The organism is Stackebrandtia nassauensis DSM 44728, from assembly GCF_000024545.1.
GTDB classification, from domain to species: Bacteria; Actinomycetota; Actinomycetes; order Mycobacteriales; family Micromonosporaceae; genus Stackebrandtia; species Stackebrandtia nassauensis.
The window spans coordinates 6,666,964-6,686,737 of sequence record NC_013947.1 but is presented as its reverse complement, the minus strand read 5'-3'; the positions used below and the strand labels follow the sequence as shown (position 1 = coordinate 6,686,737).

The 19,774-nt window shown below is 68.5% G+C and carries 20 protein-coding genes, 1 pseudogene and 1 riboswitch; of the genes and pseudogenes, 12 read left to right on the top strand and 9 right to left on the bottom strand.

Features of this window, described 5'->3' with window-relative positions; all coding sequences use genetic code 11:
• Positions 1-459 precede the first annotated feature (459 nt).
• Positions 460-2,778 (top strand): ATP-binding protein, encoded by a 2,319-nt coding sequence (locus SNAS_RS31365; protein ID WP_013021528.1) that lies wholly within the window; start codon positions 460-462, stop codon positions 2,776-2,778.
• Here SNAS_RS31365 and SNAS_RS31360 read toward each other — a convergent pair.
• Positions 2,775-3,452, bottom strand: a complete 678-nt coding sequence (locus tag SNAS_RS31360; protein ID WP_013021527.1) for a TetR/AcrR family transcriptional regulator — start codon at positions 3,450-3,452, stop codon at positions 2,775-2,777. The genes SNAS_RS31365 and SNAS_RS31360 overlap by 4 nt on opposite strands.
• Before the next feature lie 50 nt (positions 3,453-3,502).
• Here SNAS_RS31360 and SNAS_RS31355 point away from each other — a divergent pair, with 50 nt between their 5' ends.
• A complete protein-coding gene (locus tag SNAS_RS31355; protein WP_041625304.1) occupies positions 3,503-3,922 on the top strand; it encodes a helix-turn-helix transcriptional regulator in 420 nt (139 codons plus the stop codon).
• A 10-nt stretch (positions 3,923-3,932) separates the two neighbouring features.
• Complete coding sequence (locus SNAS_RS31350; RefSeq protein ID WP_013021525.1) at positions 3,933-4,343, top strand: VOC family protein; 411 nt, start codon at positions 3,933-3,935, stop codon at positions 4,341-4,343.
• Positions 4,344-4,349: 6 nt separating this feature from the next.
• On the opposite strand, the gene SNAS_RS31345 is transcribed toward SNAS_RS31350, so the two are convergent.
• A complete protein-coding gene (locus SNAS_RS31345; RefSeq protein ID WP_013021524.1) occupies positions 4,350-5,495 on the bottom strand; it encodes a cytochrome P450 family protein in 1,146 nt (381 codons plus the stop codon).
• A 43-nt stretch (positions 5,496-5,538) separates the two neighbouring features.
• Here SNAS_RS31345 and SNAS_RS37900 point away from each other — a divergent pair.
• Positions 5,539-5,868 (top strand): annotated as a pseudogene (locus SNAS_RS37900) (hypothetical protein); the annotation flags it as partial.
• Positions 5,869-5,885: 17 nt separating this feature from the next.
• Here the strand turns inward: SNAS_RS37900 and SNAS_RS36440 are convergent.
• From SNAS_RS36440 to moaC, 5 genes are all read right to left on the bottom strand, one after another.
• Positions 5,886-6,044 carry a hypothetical protein gene (locus tag SNAS_RS36440; RefSeq protein WP_211207284.1) on the bottom strand — a complete coding sequence of 53 codons (159 nt, stop codon included), beginning with the start codon at positions 6,042-6,044 and terminating at the stop codon, positions 5,886-5,888.
• A 91-nt stretch (positions 6,045-6,135) separates the two neighbouring features.
• A complete protein-coding gene (locus SNAS_RS34825; protein ID WP_013021523.1) occupies positions 6,136-6,549 on the bottom strand; it encodes a molybdenum cofactor biosynthesis protein MoaE in 414 nt (137 codons plus the stop codon).
• A complete protein-coding gene (locus SNAS_RS31335) occupies positions 6,546-7,733 on the bottom strand; it encodes a molybdopterin molybdotransferase MoeA (RefSeq protein ID WP_013021522.1) in 1,188 nt (395 codons plus the stop codon). The genes SNAS_RS34825 and SNAS_RS31335 overlap by 4 nt, the downstream gene beginning before the upstream one ends.
• Before the next feature lie 12 nt (positions 7,734-7,745).
• Entirely contained in the window at positions 7,746-8,219 is a 474-nt protein-coding gene (locus tag SNAS_RS31330; RefSeq protein ID WP_013021521.1) for a MogA/MoaB family molybdenum cofactor biosynthesis protein, read from the bottom strand.
• Positions 8,216-8,644 carry a cyclic pyranopterin monophosphate synthase MoaC gene (gene moaC / locus SNAS_RS31325; protein WP_052305341.1) on the bottom strand — a complete coding sequence of 143 codons (429 nt, stop codon included), beginning with the start codon at positions 8,642-8,644 and terminating at the stop codon, positions 8,216-8,218. The genes SNAS_RS31330 and moaC overlap by 4 nt, the downstream gene beginning before the upstream one ends.
• 270 nt (positions 8,645-8,914) lie before the next feature.
• Between moaC and SNAS_RS31320 the strand changes: the two genes are divergently transcribed.
• From SNAS_RS31320 to SNAS_RS31295, 6 genes are all read left to right on the top strand, one after another.
• Positions 8,915-9,895 (top strand): glycoside hydrolase family 6 protein, encoded by a 981-nt coding sequence (locus SNAS_RS31320; protein WP_013021519.1) that lies wholly within the window; start codon positions 8,915-8,917, stop codon positions 9,893-9,895.
• Positions 9,896-9,930: 35 nt separating this feature from the next.
• Positions 9,931-10,080: riboswitch (cobalamin riboswitch) on the top strand.
• Positions 10,081-10,158: 78 nt separating this feature from the next.
• Complete coding sequence (locus tag SNAS_RS31315; RefSeq protein WP_013021518.1) at positions 10,159-11,052, top strand: ABC transporter substrate-binding protein; 894 nt, start codon at positions 10,159-10,161, stop codon at positions 11,050-11,052.
• 84 nt (positions 11,053-11,136) lie between these two features.
• Positions 11,137-12,141 (top strand): FecCD family ABC transporter permease, encoded by a 1,005-nt coding sequence (locus SNAS_RS31310; RefSeq protein ID WP_013021517.1) that lies wholly within the window; start codon positions 11,137-11,139, stop codon positions 12,139-12,141.
• Complete coding sequence (locus SNAS_RS31305) at positions 12,138-12,989, top strand: ABC transporter ATP-binding protein (protein ID WP_013021516.1); 852 nt, start codon at positions 12,138-12,140, stop codon at positions 12,987-12,989. The genes SNAS_RS31310 and SNAS_RS31305 overlap by 4 nt, the downstream gene beginning before the upstream one ends.
• Before the next feature lie 65 nt (positions 12,990-13,054).
• Positions 13,055-13,531: a DUF4234 domain-containing protein gene (locus SNAS_RS31300; protein ID WP_013021515.1), complete on the top strand. Its 477-nt coding sequence runs from the start codon at positions 13,055-13,057 to the stop codon at positions 13,529-13,531.
• An 82-nt stretch (positions 13,532-13,613) separates the two neighbouring features.
• Complete coding sequence (locus tag SNAS_RS31295; RefSeq protein WP_013021514.1) at positions 13,614-15,437, top strand: PQQ-binding-like beta-propeller repeat protein; 1,824 nt, start codon at positions 13,614-13,616, stop codon at positions 15,435-15,437.
• 121 nt (positions 15,438-15,558) lie between these two features.
• Here the strand turns inward: SNAS_RS31295 and SNAS_RS31290 are convergent, their stop codons facing one another.
• Together SNAS_RS31290 and SNAS_RS31285 are read right to left on the bottom strand one after the other, a co-directional pair.
• Entirely contained in the window at positions 15,559-15,885 is a 327-nt protein-coding gene (locus tag SNAS_RS31290; RefSeq protein ID WP_013021513.1) for an FmdB family zinc ribbon protein, read from the bottom strand.
• Between the two features lie 116 nt (positions 15,886-16,001).
• Positions 16,002-16,571 carry a 5-formyltetrahydrofolate cyclo-ligase gene (locus tag SNAS_RS31285; RefSeq protein WP_425281061.1) on the bottom strand — a complete coding sequence of 190 codons (570 nt, stop codon included), beginning with the start codon at positions 16,569-16,571 and terminating at the stop codon, positions 16,002-16,004.
• A 163-nt stretch (positions 16,572-16,734) separates the two neighbouring features.
• Here SNAS_RS31285 and SNAS_RS31280 point away from each other — a divergent pair, with 163 nt between their 5' ends.
• Together SNAS_RS31280 and SNAS_RS31275 are read left to right on the top strand one after the other, a co-directional pair.
• A complete protein-coding gene (locus tag SNAS_RS31280; protein ID WP_013021511.1) occupies positions 16,735-18,783 on the top strand; it encodes a sensor domain-containing diguanylate cyclase in 2,049 nt (682 codons plus the stop codon).
• A gap of 71 nt (positions 18,784-18,854) precedes the next feature.
• A complete protein-coding gene (locus SNAS_RS31275; RefSeq protein WP_013021510.1) occupies positions 18,855-19,751 on the top strand; it encodes a UTP--glucose-1-phosphate uridylyltransferase in 897 nt (298 codons plus the stop codon).
• The last annotated feature ends 23 nt before the right edge of the window (positions 19,752-19,774 follow it).

Genomic DNA, 19,774 nt, shown 5'->3' with positions numbered 1-19,774 from the left:
CTGTGTGTCTCCTCCCATCAACCCCGTCGGTAGATGGGCACCAGAAACCGTCAGTTGACCTGTTCGCAGGTCGTCCTCTGTGGCGCCCCTAACCTACATGGACGAAATCGAATACACCCGTATTCAAAGGTTGATCTCTGTCGAAGTGTCACACTATCCGATGCGCCTTAAGAGATTCCTGTGATCTATTTTGGAGTCAGTAAACTTACGTATCCATTTCGATCATTCGAGTACCCTCAAGATCACAGCATTGTCCCAGCGTGACAGGCAACTGAGAGTGATGATCTTGCCAGTGACGTAGCTCCCTGTCCGGCGGGGACTTTCAGCCCCGGTGGCAAGGTCTGTCCGATCTATCGTCACGAGTCGAACCGTTCGTGTATTGGGTTGTCAGCCGTTAGGCGCTGGTTCGCTACCGCATCGTTGACCGGTTAGCGTTGAGAGGCGCGGAAAGGGAAACGGATGGTGGAAGCGTTCTTCGGCGGGCGGTGGGCTGGAAAGGCTCTCGACAGGGTCGGCCAGCAGTTTCGTACGGCGGTGCTGGGGACGGAGGTGCAGCGGGCGTTGGTGCAGGCCGTGGCTGCGGCGGTGAAGCGGGCGGCGGAGATCTTGCACGGGGAGGATGAGGTGGGGGCGGAGAATCTGGTTCGGTGCCTCATGGAACGGGACTCGCGGGAGTTGCCGCTTGTGGACGGGACGCGGTTGGGGGAGCTGCGGACGGCGGTGGGGCCTTGGGTGCGGGATGTCTTTGTGCCGGTAAATGGGGAGTTTTCGGATGAATGGGGCGACGGGTTGGATGGGGGACAGCCCGCTGAAGCGCATGAGGAGCTGTCGACGGAGATCGATGAGCTGTGTGAAGTCTTGTCGGCCGAGATCGTGGCGGCTGTCCGGGAGAACGCGGAGACGGGTGGTGGTGAGCTGCGGGGGATATGGAGCGGGTACCAGTATGAGGTCACGCATCGGCAGTTGGAGGAGCTTGTTGAGGAGCGGCGGCTTTATGGTGAGCTGAGTGAGGGACTGTGGATTGGTGGCGATGGCGTACCGGCGCGGGTAGCTGGCGGTGGCCTGGGTCCAAGCCGGATCGACTATGGACGCATCTCTACTTCGGCTGACCACTTTGTAGGCCGAGTTGAGCAGCTGGCCGAACTGGAGTCGCTGCGTGCCAGCGGCATGGTCGGCATGGTGTGCTCGGTCGGGGGTTTTGGAGGCGTTGGCAAGACCGCGTTGGTATCGGCTTTTGCCAAGTCTGTGGCCGACGAGTATCCAGACGGGTTGGTGTTCGTTGATTTTCAGTCGTATCCGGAGACGGATAGGGCGCTGCGGGCCGAGGATGTCCTGCCTGGACTTCTGAAGCTGGGGTGTGGCATGACGGCGCCGGTTGTTGACCGGATGAGCCGTGAAGAGCAGTTCGCGAGTTGGCATGCGGTGATTGACGGACGTCGCATGATCTTTTTGTGGGACAACGTTTTCGAGGATGAGCAGATCGAACCGTTGCGCGCGCGGGGCGAGGGAAGCCTGACGCTGATCACCAGCCGGAATCGGTTCCATGTGGATGGTGCTCGCATGTTGGACCTGGACGTCTTGCCGCTGTCGGACGCCGTCGCCATGTTCGCCGAGATCGCGGGAGCGGATCGGTGCGGCGATGTCGAAGCTGTCAAGCGGATCGCCAACGCGTGCGATCGAGTTCCGGTGCTGATCGGTGCGATGGCCGCGAAGCTGATGACCGGGATCAAGACTCTGTCGGAATTGGACATCGAGGTGGCCGAGCTACCCGATGCCCGCACGAAAGCGCGGGTCTTCAGTATCCTTGATGACGCCTATCTTTGCCTGTCGCCGATACAGCAGGAGATCTACGAGCTGCTTGGCACTCACCCTGGTCGATATTTGACGGTGGGTACCGTTGCCGTGATGCTAGAGCAGGCCTTGGGGCACGAGGTCAGTCTCGAAGAAGCAGTTGATGCTTTGGACGCGTTGGTGGCGCGTCGGCTCGCTGACCCGCATCGAGGCGAAGTCGTGCCAGAGGGGTTGGCGGAGTTCGCTTACACGGCACATGACGTGATCCTTGATCACGCGCAGTACCTTGCGGTATCTGTCGCCGGCAAGTTCACGAATCGTTTCAACGTCCTTTGTGCCTACTATGGAATGCGGCTTGACGAACATCGGGAGAATGAGGACCGGTCCTGGTTTATCGCCGAGCATACTGCTCTCTTGGCGGTATTCACAAGTGTCACCGACTATCCGGAAGTCACTATGAAACTGGGAAATAAGCTGGACTTCTGGGGGGCCATCTCCGACGCCAAATCATGCTTTGAACATGTCTACGACATTTATCGCGAAGCCGGGAACCGAATGGGAGAAGCCGAAGTATTGGTACTACTTGGTGCCGTCTCTCCCGTGGCCAGCGCGACAGATGATCCGGTCAGTTACCTTCAAAGGGCTTATGACATCTATCTAGATGAAGGTGAAGTAGTCAAGGCCATCAATTGTCGCCTCCGCATTGCAATGCTGACCGCCGACGATCACATGGCGATATCCGCGCTTGGTGAACTAAGCGATCTTTTTCCGGAGACCTTCGTTGAGACTACGGACGATGAGAACGGTCGTGGGGCAGGGTTGGCGTATCGACGACTTCACGATCACGTCCTCATAAATGGTGGTGACAACATCGCGGGCGCGACATTGCTTGCGCTCGCAAGCATGGTGCTGGGGAGTGACGAACATTCACATACGCGAGCCGAGTACGAGGAAGCGACTGGTCCCCAGGAAGAGCCAGACTTCTAGTCCGAACACCCGCCACCCCTAACCGCCCTCAGCAAACCGTCCACAATCGCCCGCAGCCCCGGCCGGAAGGTGTCGGCCAGCTGCCAGGACAACCACCGGTCCGAGATCGCCGCCAGCCGGGGAGTCCGCCGCGGATCCAGCTCCTGGAACACCTCCGCCTGGTACGTCGGCACCCCGACCCGCTCCCGCGCCGCCGTGCGCACGATCAGCTCGCCGACCGTGAAGTACCACACCGACCGATAGGCGTGAACCGCCTCGCCTTCCGACAGTCCCGCCCGGATGCCCGCGTCGATGACCGCCTCGGGGAACCACAACGCCTTGGGGGACAACAGATCCCCTTCGGCCAGGATCCGCACCATCCACGGGAACTCCAGCAGGCCGTCGTGGATCGCCACCGTCGCGGCGATGATCCGTTCGACCGGGTCGTCGGGCAGTTCCGGCCGCGGCACCCGTTCGGCGAGGTCGTCCAGCAGCGCCAACAGCAACTCCCGCTTGTCCCGGACGTGGTGGTACAGCGCCATCGGCGCGCTGCCGACCTCCCGGGCCAGCAGCCGCATCGTCAGCTTCTCCACCCCGTCCCGCTCCACGATCCGTTTCGCGGCGGCGATGATCTCCGCGCGCGACAGCCGCGGCGGGCGGCCACTGCGGACGGGTTTGTCGGAGGCTGTCGGCATGCCCTCATCATCGCGTATCGGCCGGGCGCGGAATGTGGGATGGTTGGTTCGTGATCTTGGAAGACCTGGTCCGGCTGCGCCGCGCTCGCGACACGATGGACCGCGAGTACGACAAACCGCTGGACGTCCCGGCGCTGGCCCGGGTCGCGCTCATGTCGCCGGGTCACTTCTCGCGCAGCTTCCGGGCCGCGTACGGCGAGACGCCCTACAGCTACCTGATGACCCGCCGCATCGAACGCGCCAAGGCGCTGCTGCGCAAGGGCGACCTGTCGGTCACCGAGGTCTGCTTCGCCGTCGGCTGTACCTCGCTGGGGTCCTTCAGTTCCCGGTTCACCGAACTCGTCGGCGAGAGCCCCAGCGCCTACCGCGCCCGCGACCACGCCGACGCCGCCGCCATCCCACCGTGCGTCGCCAAGGTGTACACCCGTCCGGTCAGGAATGGAGAAGCGAAGCCCCCTGGCCAGCCGTAATGTGAATCGCATGAACATCGAACTGTCCACCACGTTCATCGCCGTCGACGACCACGACAAGGCGATCGCCTTCTACCGCGACGTCCTGGGCCTGGAGGTGCGCAACGACGTCGGCTTCGAGAACATGCGCTGGGTGACGGTCGGGGCTCCCACGCAGCCGGACGTCGCCATCGTCCTGGAGCCGCCGATCGGGGACCCGAACGCGTCGGAGGCCGACAAGAAGGCCGCCGCCGAACTGCTGGCCAAGGGGCTGCTGCGCGGCGTCATCTTCGAGACCGACGACGTCGACGCCACCTTCGAGCGGATCCGCGCCGCCGGAGGTGACGTGTTGCAGGAACCGGTCGACCAGCCGTTCGGCGTCCGCGACTGCGCCTTCCGCGACCCGGCGGGCAACATGCTGCGATTCAACCAGCGCAAGTAGCCTGTCTCACGGCCGCAGCAGTATCGGCAGTGCCGCCAGCCGGATCCCCTGGATACCGCCGGGCGACAGCTGCCGCAGCTCCTCGTACGGCACCGCCAGCCGGGCCTGGGGGTAGTCGGTGCGCAGCACCGTGGCGACGGCCCGCAGCTCCAGCTGTGCCAGCTGGGCGCCGACGCAGAAGTGGGCCCCGCCGCCGAAGGTGAGGTCCGGACCGGGGGCGCGGTCCGGGTCGGTGTTGATGCCCATGATGTCGATGAGCACCGGCGCCCGGGCGGGCAGCCGGAAACCGGCGATCTCGGTGTCGGCGTTGGTGAACCGCCACAGCGAGAACGGCGCGGCGGGGTGTTCGCGCAGCGTGTCGCGCACGAGCGCGTCGACGTCCGGCTCGGGTCGATCACCACGCAGCGCGTCGGCGACCAGGAAACCCAGCGACGCGTCGGTGGTCAGCTGCCCGGCGAAGATCAGCGCGAACAGGTGGTAGCGCAGGTCCCGGTCGCTGGCGTCCTCACCGAGCCGTTCGCGCAGTTCGGCGGCCAGGCCGGTTCCGCTCAGCCCCTCGGCCCCGATCTCGGCGATCTCGGCGATCGCCGCGCCCTGCACGGCCGGGTCGGTGCAGATCATCCGGCGGCAGGCGCCGACGGCCCGGGAGACGAACTCGGCCGGTACGCCGAGCAGGTCGAGCAGCACGGTGATGGGGTAGCGGACCGTGAAGTCGCTCATCAGGTCCACGGTGGAGGTGGTCTCGGCGAGCCCGGCGAGCAGTTCCCTGGCGATCGCGTGCACCCGGTCGGACTGGGCGGCGATGCGTTTGGCCGACAGCAGCGGGGCGTGGGCCCGGCGCAGTGCGGTGTGCTCGGGGCCGTCGAGCGTGGTCAGCGCCGGTTGCTCGGCGGCGGTGGGTTCGAGCCCGGCGGTGAACCGGTCCCAGCCGTCGGGGGCGTGGGCCGGGTCCTTGGCGAAGTGGGGGTCGGCCAGGGCGGCGCGGGCCAGCTCGTCGGTGGTGATGATCCACACCCGGCCGCCGGCCGGGGCCTCGACCTGGACCAGCGGTCCGGCGGCGCGCAGGGCGGCACGCACCGGGTCGGGTTCGGTGAGCCGGTGGACGGTCGCGGCGAACGGGTCGATGTCAGCGCGGAAGGGTGCGTCACGCAAGGGGAACTCCCGTAAAGTAGCTTCATAGAAAAATGATTTCACTATGAAGCTAACACCGGTACCGGTAGGTTGTCAACACGCGCGACCGGCGCGCGACCCACAGCACGAGGCAGGTGAACGACCGATGCGGGAACCCGTGGACTACGGCGACCTCTCCGAGGACGCCGTCCGGCTGCTGCAGGTGCTGCGCGGCTTCGGCGCCCACTACGCCGAATACACCAACCAGTTCGCCAGCTGGCTGGGGCTGCACTCCACCGACGCCGTCGCGCTCGTGGAGATCCTCATCGCCGAGGACCAGGGCACCCCGCTGTCGCCCACGCAGCTGAGCCGTCGGCTGTCGCTGACGACCGGCGCCACCACGAACCTGCTGAACCGGCTGGAGAAGACCGGCTACATCGCGCGCAGCCGGGAGAGCACCGACCGCCGCACGGTGACCCTGCGCAGCAGCGGCCACATCGAGGAACCCGCCCGCGAGTTCTTCGGGCTGCTGAGCGAGTCGTTCAACGCCCTGATCGCGCAGTACTCGGCCGAGCAGCGGGAACTGTTCATGGGTTTCCTGAACCGCTTGGGGGACTTGATGTCCGACGTTGTCGCCGCCGACCCGCCGCCCCCGTACCGGCCGGGAACGCCCAAGAGTTCCTTAAGGACAGTTGACCCATTCGTCGGTCCCGTCGGTGAAGTGCTGGTGCTTCCAGATCGGCAGCCGCGCCTTGACCTCGTCGACGAGTCGGGCGCAGGCCGCGAAGACCTCCGCCCGATGTGGACCGGCGACCGCCGCCACCAGGGCGGCGTCGCCGATGGCCAGGTCGCCGACGCGATGACTCACCGCCACCGCCGCGATCCCTTCCAGGGCCGCGATCTCCGCCGCGACCTCGGCCAGCACGCGGGACGCGTCCGGATGCCCTTCATAGTGGAGCTTCACGACGCCGCGACCGTGGTCGTGGTCGCGCACCACTCCGGCGAACGACACCACCGCGCCACAGGACGGGCCACAGACCAACTTCTCGTGTTCGGTGACCGAGATGGGGGCGTCGGTCACTTCACTGTGGATCACCCCGCGCCTCCCGGCAACGGCAGCAGCCGGACGCTCTGTCCCGCCTTGCCGGACTCGCCCGGTTCGACGACCGCGAAGCCGACCGCCGAGGCCAGGCCGCGCAGCATCGAGGAACCGGTGTGCGGCAACGGATGCGCCAGCCCGGTGGCGTCCTGGCGCACCAGGGCCAGGTGGGTGTCGGGGCCGCGTCCGGGGATGTCGGCGGCCAGCTGCACCCGGGGCAGTGGCGGCAGGACCCGGCCCGACAGGCCCGCGATGAGCGGGACGACCAGCGAAGCCAGCGCGACCACCGCCGACTGCGGGTTGCCCGGCAGGCCCGCGACGAAGCGCTGACCCGGCAGGCTGGCGACCAGCATCGGGAAACCGGGCCGGACCGCGACGGTGTTGACGACGTACTTGGCGCCCAACGCGGTCAGCGCCGGGTGCAGGTGGTCGACGGGACCGTGCATGGTGCCGCCGGTGGTGCACACGATGTCGGCGTCGTCCAGGGCGGCGCGCAGCACCGCGATGTGGGAGTCCAGATTGTCCTCGATCGGGCCCCGGGGGCAGAAACCCGGCACCGGCGCGGCACCGGCCCGGCGCAGCAGGTTGGGCATCATCGGGCCGAGCGCGTCGCGGACCCGGCCGTTGCCGGGCTTGCCCTCGCTGGCCAGTTCGTCGCCGAACACCAGCACCGCGGCCCGCGGCTTGGGGCGTACCTCGATGGTGTCGTATCCGGCGGTGGCCGCCATGCCGATCACCGCCGGGGTGACCGGGGTTCCGGCGGGCAGCAGTTCCTCGTCGAGCTCCGACTCCTCGCCGACGCGGCGCCATTCGGGTTTGTCGCGCGGGGTGCCGGTGACCTTGTCGCCGGTCACCGTGGCGTCCTCCAGCCGGACGATGGCATCCAGGCCGCGCGGCACCATCGCGCCGGTGGCGACCTCGATGGCGCAGCCGGTCTCGATCTCACTCGCGGTCTGCCCGGCCAGGATCCGGCCGGTCAGCCGCCACGGGCCCGGACCGCGCACCGCGTATCCGTCCACACTGGAGGTGTCGAAGGCGGGAAGCGGTGTCAGTGCTGTGAGCGGCGCGGCCAGGGTGGCGCCGTCGGTCTCGGAAGGTTTCTGACGCAGGGGAATGAGCTTGGCTTCGCTGGCGGCGAGGTGGACCTCGTTACGCGCGGAATCCCAATCCAATGTGGCCATGTGTTGTCTCCCTCAGTGGTCCCCGTCGTGAATTTGGTCAACGATGTGCCCGAGCACGTTCGACAGGACGGCCATGCCGTCCTTGGCGGCCCCCTGGGAACCGGCCAGGTTGACGATGAAGGTGCTGCCCGCGACCCCGGCGATGCCGCGCGACAGGATCGCCGAGTCGACGCCGGCCGCGAGCCCGCGGGCGCGGATCGCCTCGGCGACACCGGGAACCTCGTAGTCGATGAACTCGCGGGTCATCTCGGGGGTGCGGTCCTTGGAGGTCAGACCGGTGCCCCCGGAGGTGATGATGACGTCGACGCCCTCGTCGAGCGCGGCGGCGATCGCCTGCCGCACCTCGTCGCCGTCGGGGACGACGGTGACGACGGCCTCGTCGACGTTCGCCGCCTCGGTGAGCGCGCGTCGCAGCAGTGGCCCGGAGGTGTCCTCATACACCCCGGACGCGGCTCGCGTGGACGCGACGATGACGCGCGCCCTCACGGCCGCCTCCACGAGCCGGTCTTGCCGCCTTCCTTGCTCAGCACCCGCACGTCGGTCAGGCTCGCGGCCGGGTCGAGTGCCTTCACCATGTCGATGAGCGTCAGCCCGGCCACCGCGGCGGCCGTCAGCGCCTCCATCTCGACGCCGGTGCGGTCGGCGGTCTTGGTGCGGGTGGTGATGTCGACGAAGGTGTCGCCGAACTCCAGCTCAACCTTGACGCCGTGCAGCGCGATCGGATGACACAGTGGAATGAGGTCGGGGGTCTTCTTCGCGCCCATGATCCCGGCGAGCCGGGCGGCGGCGGTGGCGTCGCCCTTGGGCAGTGTGTCGCCGCGCAGGGCCTCGATGACCTCGGCGGTGGTGTTCAGTCGCGCGGCGGCGGTCGCGATGCGCGCGGTGACGTCCTTGGCGGCGACGTCGACCATGTGGGCCGCGCCGGTCTCGTCGACGTGTGTCAAGGATTTACTCACTCGTGCAGTGTAGGTGGAGAGTCGGACGGGTGTGCGCTTCGTAGTCGCGGGACCGCGCCCGGCGGTGCCGCGAAGCTTAAGAATCCCTTTTGTGCGCGTTCTATAGATTCACAACTTCCCAACAGGTCAGTAAGAATGGCAGGATGGAAGCGCTCCCAACAGGTCGGCACTGGCAGACTGAGGGGCGCTCCACCCGTTTCCAATCCCTCAACGAAAACGGAAGCCATGAAACTGAAGACAGTGGCCCTGGCGGGCCTGGCGGCCGCGGCCGTGGCGCTACCGGTGACCTTGACCCTCTCGGCACAGGCCGAGGACACCGGCGACCCCGGCACCAAGGCGGGCGAGTTCTACGTCGACCCCGACAACAACGCCGCCACCTGGGTCAAGGAGAACGGCGACAACCCCAACGCCGAGAAGATCAAGACCTCCATCGCCGACAACGTCGTGGCCAAGTGGTTCGGCGACTGGGAGAACATCCCGGTCTCCGAGTACGTGGCCAACGCCGCCGAGGCCGGAGGCGCTCCGGTCCTGGTCGCGTACAACATGTACCAGCGTGACTGCGGCGGCCAGTCCGGCGGCGGCGCCGACTCCGTCGAGGAGTACAAGACCTGGATCGCCGACTTCGCCAAGGGCGTCGGCGACTCCGACGCCTACGTGATCCTGGAACCGGACGCGCTGTCCCAGATGGTCGCGGGCAACTGCGACATGGACGTCGCAGCCCGCAAGGAACTGCTGGCCTACGGCGTCGACCAGTTCGCGACCAACGCCCCCAACGCCAAGGTGTACCTGGACGCGGGCAACTACTCCTGGCCCGGCGACGCGGGCGCCATCGCGGACGCGCTGAAGGACGCCGGGGTCGAGAAGATCCGCGGCTTCGCGGTCAACGTCTCCAACCACTACAAGACCGACCAGTCGGACGAGAAGGCCAAGCAGATCCTCGACGCGCTGGGAACCGAGTCCCACTACGTCGTCGACACCAGCCGCAACGGCTCCGGCAAGACCCAGGACGGCGAGGACTCCTGGTGCAACCCGAAGGGCGCCACCCTCGGCGAGACCTCCACCGTCGGTGAAGGCGCCCAGGACGCGCGGATCTGGATCAAGGTCCCCGGCGACTCCGACGGCGACTGCGGCTACGGCCAGGGCGTCCCGGCCGGGCAGTTCTCCGAGAAACTCGCCATGGGTCTGATCACCGGCGAGTACCCCTAACCGATAACTGAATGTTCTGCCGCGGTAGCGCGGGCGGAGTGGGTCACACCCTCCGTCCGCGCTACTGTCGTGACCGACCAAGACCGCTCCACAGCGAAGCCGGTGCGAATCCGGCGCTGTCCCGCAACTGTGAAGGCTCCGACGGTGAGCCAAGCCAGGTCGCCTGTGGAGAGGTCGCGAACCGCGCTTTTCGAGGATTGAGCGTCTCGCGCGACGGACCTCCCGTCGGCCAGGCGAAGGCCCTCGACCGACCTGGAGGAACCATGAGACTAGGCCCGAAACTGCTCGGCGTCGCGGCGGTTGCCACCCTGGCACTGACAGCCTGCGCTGACGCCCCGTCCGAGGAGAAGGACGGCGGCGGCGACTACGCCGCCGGCGGCGTGACGCTGGACGCCAAACCCGACAAGATCGTGTCGCTGTCGGCCACCGCCACCGAGATGCTGTTCGCCATCGACGCGGGTGACCAGGTCGAGGCCGTCGACTCCACCTCGAACTACCCCAAGGACGCGCCCAAGACCGACCTGGACGCGTTCAACCCGAACGTCGAGTCGATCGCCGGTTACGAGCCCGACCTCGTCGTCGTGTCGCACGACCAGGAGGGCATCCGGGACAAGCTCAAGGAAGCCAAGATCCCGACCTACTACGCCCCGGCGGCGGCCAGCCTCGACGACAGCTACGAGCAGATCGAGGACCTCGGCGCGCTGACCGGCCACCGCAAGGACGCCAAGAAGCTCACCGGCGACATCGAGTCCGAGATCGACACGATGGTGGAACAGCTGCCCTCCCGCGAGGACAAGCCGACCGTCTACTACGAACTCGACGACGACCACTACACCCTGACCTCCGACACCTTCGCCGGTTCGCTGCTGAAGAAGGCGGGCCTGGTCAACATCGCCGACGGCGTCGAGGGCGCCGAGGAGACCGGCGGCTACCCGAAGCTGACCGGCGAGTTCATCCTGTCGGAGAACCCGGACTTCGTGTTCGCCACCGGCGGCCAGACCGTCAAGGACGTCACCGGCCGACAGGGCTGGGACTCCCTCGAGGCCGTCAAGAAGAAGCAGGTCTACTCGCTGGACGCCGACGTCTCCTCACGCTGGGGCCCGCGCGTCGTGGACCTGATGCGTGATATCACCGACGCCGTGGCCAAGTCGAAGTAGGTGACCTCGGCGAAAGTCGGTACGTCGCCCGGCCGGGGCGGTTCCGTGAAGGGGCCGCGACCGGCCGGGCTGCGTCCGTTGTGGATGTTGATCGGCTGCGGCGTGCTGGTCGCGGCCCTCGTCGCGGGGGTGGCGCTGGGGCCGGTGTCGCTGCCGCCCGGCAGCGTGGCGCTGGAGCTCGTGGACCACATCCCCGGCGTCGAGGTCGTGTCCGGGCTGAGTGAGCAGCAGGGCGCGATCGTGTGGAACCTGCGGCTGCCGCGGGTCGTGCTGGGCCTGTTGGTCGGCGCGATGCTGGCGCTGGCGGGCGGCTGCTACCAGGGCGTGTTCCGCAATCCGCTGGCCGACCCGATGCTGTTGGGCGTCGCCGCCGGGGCCGGACTCGGCGCGACACTGTACATAGTGGCCCGAGCCGGTGGGATGGACCTGAGCCCGCGACTGCTGCCGCTGGCCGCGTTCGTCGGCGCCATGGCGGCCCTGGCCGCCACCTACCTGCTGGGCGCGGGCTCGGCCAAACGCGGCGCCGGAACCCTGATCCTGGCCGGGGTCGCGGTCTCGGCCTTCCTCTCCGCCGCCCAGACCTACGTGCAGCAGCGCAACGTCGAGTCCCTGGACAACGTGTACTCGTGGCTGTTGGGACGGCTCGGCTCGGTCAACTGGTCCGACGTGGCGATGCTGCTGCCCTACGTCGCGGTCACCGGACTGCTGGTGCTGCTGCGCCGCCGCGAACTCGACGTCCTCAGCCTCGGCGACACCGAGGCCGCCGCGCTGGGCCTGCACCCGCGCCGGTCCCGGCTGATCCTGCTGACGGCCGCCTCGCTGGGGACGGCCGCCGCCGTGTCGGTCAGCGGCCTGATCGGCTTCGTCGGCGTCGTGGTGCCCCACATCGTCCGGCTGCTGGCGGGCCGCTCCTACCGCAGCATCCTGCCGCTGTCGCTGGTGTTCGGCGGCGCGTTCCTGGTCCTGGCCGACCTGGCCGCCCGCACCGTCGTCGCCCCCGCCGAGCTGCCCATCGGCGTGGTCACCGCGTTCATCGGCGCCCCGTTCTTCGTGCTGGTCATGCGCACCTCCACGGAGGTGCGGCCATGACACTCGCGAGCCCACCCCCCAGCCCAGCCAGCTCACACGGGGAGGCCGTCGTGACCGCCCTGTCGGCCGAGGACGTGACGGTGCGCCTAGGCGGGGCGCTCATCGTCGACGAGGTGTCCTTCACCGTCGAGCCCGGCGAATGGCTCACCGTCATCGGGCCCAACGGCGCCGGGAAGTCCACGCTGCTGCACGCCGTGGCCGGACTGCTGGCCTTCGACGGCCGGGTGCGGCTGTACGGCGACGACCTCGCCGCGTTGCCGCGCCGGGAACTCGCCCGCCGGATCGCGGTGGTGGTCCAGTCCCCGGTGGTGCCGGAGGGCATGACGGTCCTCGACTACGTCCTGTTGGGCCGCACCCCGCACATCCACGCGCTCGGCCGCGAGAGCCAGCACGACGTCGACGTCGCCCTGCGGGTGTGCGAACGGCTCGACCTGATGCCGTTCACCACCCGGGCGCTGGCGACGCTGTCGGGCGGGGAACGGCAGCGGGCCATCCTGGCGCGGGCGCTGGCCCAGCTGGCCGGGACCCGCCAGGCGCTGCTGCTGCTCGACGAACCGACCTCGGCACTGGACATCGGGCACCAGCAGGAGGTGCTGGAACTGGTCGACACCCTGCGCGCCGAGGAAGGGCTCACGGTCGTGTCGACGATGCACGAACTGTCGATCGCCGGTGAGTACGCCGACCGGCTGCTGCTGCTGGCCGCCGGACGACTGGCCGCGCTCGGCCCGGCCGCCGAGGTCCTCACCACCGAGCTGCTGGCCACGCATTACCGCGCGAGGGTGCGGGTGATCGACTCGGAGTCGGGTCCGGTAGTCGTACCACTGCGGCCTGACCGACAGGAGTATTGACATACGCCACTACCTTGGGGAGAGTTGTGCCGCCACTCGACCAATTCACCAGGAGATCCGTCCCCATGGCGTACGGCCAGCAGTCCCCGCAGCCCTACTCCGAGCCCCCGGCGTCGGCGGTCCCGGCGATCGGTCAGCCCGACATCGTCGCGGCGGCCGCCCACGCCACCGGTGTCCAGCTGGGCAAGACCCGCAGCCCGGTCGCGGTCTGGCTCCTGACCCTCGTCACCCTCGGCGTCTACGGCATGGTCTGGTATTACAAAGTGAACCGTGAGGTGCGCGATTACAATGGACAGATTGAGGTGAGCCCGGGGCTCGCGCTGTGCAACGTGACGATCATCGCACCGTTCACTCTTTCGATCTCGGCGATCGTCTCCTTTGTCCGCACCGGCGGCCGGATCTCGCGGGCCATGGCCTTCGCCCGCGCCGGAACCTGCTCGGGCGCAGTGGGAACACTGCTCCAGGTGCTGCTCTTCGGCACCGGTGTCTGCTACTACCAGTCCCGCCTGAACCGGGTCTGGGCCGCCCACGGACAATCCTGAGTCTCTTGAGGACTCAAGGCCGCGCCGGAGCGGATGCGGCGAGTTAGCCACACGGGCAGGCGTGTTCGGGTAGAACCGTAGCGTGATCATCTCGCGGCGCCGAAGTCAATGGAAAACAGGTTGGGGAAAGCCGCTGCTGCGCAGCGCCCTGCTGTACGCGGGCGGCAGCGCCCTGGCGGCCTGCGCGATCCTGTTGGCGATAGCGGTTTTCACCGAACCGGGCACCGGCGAGACCACGGGGACCTTCCTGGCCGTCGGCATGATCGTCGGATGCCTCGCCGTCGGCGTCGTACTGACCATTATGGTCACCAATCCCGGCTGGGCCACCGGACTGGCCGGGGGCGTCTTCGCCGTCGGCGCCGCCATCTCCGGCTGGCTGGTGTACCTGACGATGCCCGACCCGGGCGAACTGGCCTATATCGCGCACCGGCACGCCCTGGCGGCGCTGGCCTTCGTCTTCGGCGTGCTGGGCGGCGGCCTGCTGGTGCTGGGCGAGATGGCCACCGACGGCAAGGTGCCCGCGCCGAGATGGCGGCCGCCGGTCGACATGACGGTGCGGGTGAGCGTGCTGGCCATGGCGGTGGTCGTGGTCGCCGCGGGCGCCGGGGCTCCGGCGATGCACGAGTGGACCGACGCGGCCAACACCGACGCCACCGTCACCGACTCAGACGCGCCCCGGGCCGCGAGACTGGCCCTGGACGCCACCCGGGCGCAGGGGGCCGCCGACGGCGGCGTCGGCACCCCGGCCGGACTGCTGGCCCTCGACGAGACCGGCGAGCACGCCTCGGTCGCGGTGACGATGCGCGACGCGGCCACCGGCGCCGAACGCTGGCACCACCGCCGCTGGAACCGCGCCGCCAGCGGACCGCCGGTGCTGTCGGCCGATCGCGGCCTGGTGGCGCTGCCGGGCAAACGCCGCGACGACACCACCATGCGATACGTCTCCATACTGGACGTGAAGTCCGGGGCGCTGCGCGCCGACGTCCCCTTCGACGGCGACCCCGGCACGCTGCGGGCCGTCACCAGCCACCTGCTGATCCACGCGCCCACAAAGACTGCGCTGGAGGCCCGCGACCACAGCGCCGGGATGCGGTGGAAGTACCAGGCCCCCAACGACTGCGAGATCTCCACGGTCGACGATGACGACGTCCGGGTCGTGCTGGGCCTGGCCTGCCGCTCCGACACCGACACCAAGGACCGGGCCGGGGTGGTGGCGCTGGACGCCGCCACCGGCCAGAAGCGCTGGAGCTGGCGGGCCAAGGCCGAGGGGCACATCTACAAGAACGGCCTGGTCATCACGCCCGAGCTAGTGGTCGCCGACGTCCGCCGCGACGCCTCCCCCAAGGACGGCATGTTCGCGGCCCGCAAGTTCCGCCACGACCTCAACGCGATCTCCATCCAGACCGGCGAGAAGGAGTGGCGGCGCAAGAACCTGCACCTGGGCGACACCTACGCCACCGCCTGCGCGGGCACCCTGCAACTGGCCGGGGACGACCCCAGAACCGGCAGCGTGGTGCTGGGCGAGTGCCACCAGGTCTCGGGCGAGGCGGGCGCGACCTTCGACGTCGCGGCTTATTCACTGAAGTCGGGCAAGAAGCGCTACAAGGCCAAGGCGGATCTGGGTTACGCGCCGATGCGCAAGGAGAAGGCGGGCAACTGGTTCGCGGGACTGCCCGACGGCCGCGTCATCATGGCCGCCGACGCGTCCATGGACCTCAACCGCCCGAAGTGCCGCCTGTACGAGGCCGGACCCGACTCCAGCGACAAGGACGAACTGCCGGTACCGGCCCGGTTCGCCAAGACCGACTGGTGCCGCCGCGCCTCCCTGCACGTGACGCCCAACAGCGTCGCGGTCAGCTTCCCCGTCACCGGGGCCGATGATGGCAGCTACTTCTCGATCACCTGAAAAGACTGGCCCGGGACGGTGGATTCGCCGACTGGCGGCGTTGTCGTCGTCGCGAGTGCTGGCGCACTAGCTCCTCCTCCGCCTTGCCAGACGACGAATCTCCTCGCCCCGGGCTCAGCTTTTACGAGGTGGAGCTGGCGGCCTTGGGCTTGTCGGCCTTCTTGGTCTCGGTCTTGGGCTTGGACTCCGACTTGGCTTCACTCTTCGACTCCGAAGCCGCTTTGGCGGGCTTGGAGTCGTTCTTGGCCAGCTCCTTGCCGGAACCGGTGCGCGAGTCGGTGCGGTAGAAGCCCGAGCCCTTGAAGACCACGCCCACCGAACCGAACTGCTTGCGCAGCGCGCCGTCGATGCCGCACGAGGGGCAGTCGGTCAGCGCCTTGTCGGTGAACGACTGGCGCGCCTCGAGATCGTGACCGCACTTGGTGCAGACGTATTGGTACGTGGGCACAGCTCGCCTCTTCCACACGATTCGCAACGATAATTAGCACTCGCCCAAAACGAGTGCTAAGCAATTATGCGCCATAACTCGCGTTTCGGCCACCTCGGGCCTCCCGGACGCGCGCGTCACGAGCTGCGGGGCCGCGTACGGGTGCCCAGATTCACGTAGCCACCGCTCGGCGTGACCACCGCCGTCACCGGACGATCGTGGGGTTCGCGGGGCACCATCCGGGGCCATTCGCCGTCGTGCAGCAGCGCGACGACCGGCACGCCCGGCCCCACCCGGGTCAGGGCCCGGTCGTAGCAGCCGCCGCCCTTGCCCAGCCGGACCCCGTCGGTGTCGACGGCCAGCGCCGGGACGACGAGCGCGTCGACCTGCGCCACGGCGTCGGTGCCCAGCGTGGGACCGTCCGGTTCGGACAGCCCCTTGGCGGTGAGGTGCTGTTTTCCGGTGTACTCGGCCCAGTCCAGGTCGAGATCCGGCAGCACGACGGGCAGTAGCACACGGTGTCCGGCACCTGACAGGGCGCGCGTCAACTTTCCGCCAGGTTCGGTGGCGACCGGGGAGTACGCTGCCACTGTGGAACCGGCTGGCAGTCGCAAACCGGCCAGCAACGCCGCCAGCACCGTCCGGGCCGCGATATCGAGGTCTGTCGCGGACAACTCTCGGCGGTGGGAGAGAATATCCGACCTCAGGTGGGCCTTTCGGCTCGGCGACCCCGCCGGGCCATTCAGGTGAACGTTCAAGTCGACTCCGTCGTTTGGCCGGGATTTGTCCTCGGACGGTTGGCTAACTGTGCGGATGCTGCTGCTCTGTGTAACGCTCGCTCTAGGGTCCGGCTGCGAAGGAGGTGTTTCGATGCCGTTGCGCGCCCGGCTTACCGCTGCCTTTCTCGTCGTGGTCCTCGGTCCCGTGTTGCTGGGTGCCGTATTCATCGGCACCGCCGTCGACGCCGTGTCGTCCGGCCGTGCCTCCGACCGCCTGGACTCGGCGGCCCAGGCCATCTCCGCAACGGTATCGGCCAGCTGCGAGCGTTTGCTGGGGGTCGCCGGATCGGTCGCGCTGCTGGCCTCCGACGCCGGCGCCGCCCGCTCGGCCGCCAAGCAGGCCGTCGCCGACGGCCCGGCCGCCACGATCCGCGTCGAGACCGGCTCGGGCGACCCGATCGGCTTCGGCGAGCGCCCGGAGTCGGAGACCTCGGCGCGCTGCGACCACTCCACCGGCGAGATCGAGCAGCTGGAGGCCCTGGAGGCGCGGGTGCCGATCCACGACAGTGACGGCGCCGAACGCGGCTCGGTCACGGTGTGGACCCCGATCGACGCCACCTTCGTCAACGGTCTCGCCGACGTCGCGGGCGGGGTCGACGTCATCGTGGACGACTCCCGTGACGATCCACTGTCCACATTGTCCAATCGTAGGCTGGCGACCCGGACGCTGCGCGCCGCCGACGACGTCGCCACCGGATCGGTGGGCACCAACGACTCCGGCCACTTCGTGCGGGCCGTGTCGCCGCGTCCCGACGCGCCGATCCCGCTGGTGCTGGCCACCAAACCGCCGCCGACCCAGGGCCTGTTCGCGACCCTGGGCGGCATCGTGGTCGTGGCCGCGCTGCTGGCGGTGGCCGCCGCGGCCTGGCTGGCCCGCTCCACCACCCGGCCGCTGGCCGAACTGGCGGCGGGCGCCGACGCGGTGGCGCAGGGCGAACTCAGCGCCCGGGTGCCGGTGCGCGGCCACGACGAACTGGCCACGGTGGCGCGCTCCTTCAACCGGATGGCCCGCGAGACCCAGGGCTACGTTTCGGCGCTGACCGCCAGCCGGGACCAGCTGCGCGGCCAGCTGGCGCTGCTGGGCGAGACGCTGTCGAGCACCCTCGACCTGGACCGGATCCTGGAGGTCATCGTCGACACCTCGATGGCCGTCACCGGGGCCCGCTCCGGCCTGATGCTGCTGGTCGACCCGGTGGACCCGCAGATGCTGCGCGGCCGGGCCGGAGACGGCTTCGCCGCCGACGACCTGTCGCCCACCGAGGTGGCCGTCCGCCTGGGCGAGGGCCTCTTGGGCCGGGTCGCCGCCGACGGCCTGCCCCGGCGCGGCCGCATCGGCGGCACCGACGAGGCGGTGCTGCCCGCCGCGGGTGAACCCACCTGCACCACCTACCTGGCGGTGCCGGTGCGCTCGGTGACCCCGGGCGGCTCCGGCGACACCGACGGCGCGCCCCCCAACGGCACCCTGCTGGGGGTGCTGGCCATCTACGACCGGCTCGGCGGCGACGAGTTCGACGAGGTCGACCTGTCGACGCTGCGCACCTTCGCCGGGCAGGCGGCGGTGGCCGTCGGCAACGTCCTGTCCCATCAGGAGGTGCAGCGGCTGTCGCTGACCGACCCGCTGACCGGCCTGTGGAACTACCGCTACCTCCAGGTGTCGCTGGGCCGCGAGGTGGAACGCGCCGGACGCTTCCACCGCAGCGCCGCCGTCATCGCCCTGGACCTGGACCGGTTCAAAGTGGTCAATGACACCTACGGCCACCCGGCCGGGGACGTGGTCCTGGCGGAGTTGGCCAAGCGGATCACCAACGAGATCCGCGAGGTCGACCTGGCCTTCCGCTACGGCGGCGAGGAGTTCGTGGTGCTGCTGCCCGAGGCCGACACCGAGGGCGCCTCCCGGGTCGCCGACCGGCTGGCCCAGGCCGTGCGCGGCGCACCGATGTCCATACCCGCCACCGGCGCCACCGACTCCATCTCGATCGACATCACCGTCTCGCTGGGGGTGGCGGTCTTCCCCGAACACGGCGTCGACGGCCCCTCGGTGCTGGCCGCCGCCGACGAGGCCCTCTACGCGGCCAAGGCCGCCGGACGCGACACCTGGAAACTGGCGGCGACCAAGGAATCGGTCTCGCCGTCGAACTGATAGTCACGAACTGACCGCGACACTGACCATGTGATTGGTGTTGGGACACTCCGCACCGTTAGGCTCGCCGCATGCCAGCCAGCAACAATGAATCCCCCGCCTTCAAAGCCGTCATCCCCGCCGCGGGCTTCGCCACGAGGTTCCTGCCCGCGACCAAGGCGGTGCCGAAGGAACTCTTCCCCGTCATCGACAAACCCGTCCTGCAGCACGTCGTGGAGGAGGCCGTCGCCGCCGACGTCCGCGACGTCATCCTCATCACCGGACGCGGCAAAACCTCCATGGTGGACCATTTCGACCGCCGCCCCGACCTCGAACAGCGACTCGTCGAGAAGGGCGACACCACCCGGCTCGCCTCGATCATCGAGGCCAGCGACCTCGTCGACATCTTCACCTGCCGCCAGTCCGAACCCCTGGGCCTGGGACACGCCGTGTCCTACGCCGAATCCCACGTCGGTGAGGAACCGTTCGCGGTCCTGCTCGCCGACGAGTTCACCGCCCCCACCGACCGGCTGCTGCCGCGCATGTTCGAGAAGCAGAAGGAGACCGGCGGCATCGTCCTGGCGCTGAAGGAGATGCCGCGCGAGGAGATCCACCGCTACGGTGTGGCCGCCATCGAGGAACGCGGTGACTCCGACGTCGTCACCGTCACCGGACTGGTGGAAAAGCCGGACCCCGCCGAGGCGCCGAGTAATCTTATCCTCATCGGACGATACGTCCTTCCATCGGCTATCTTCGATGCGATTCGAAAAACCAAACCCGGACGAGGTGGCGAAATACAGCTCACCGACGCCATGGAACTGTTGCTCAAGGACGGGATGCCCGTGCACGGGATCGTATTCACCGGCACCCGGCATGACACTGGGGAACCGGAAGGCTACCTGCGCACCATCGTCGAACTGGCCTGGCAGCGCGAGGATCTGACGACGTTCAAGGAATGGCTGTCGGACTTCATGGCGAAGCAAGGCTGACGCGACACCGTGGCGGTGACAGG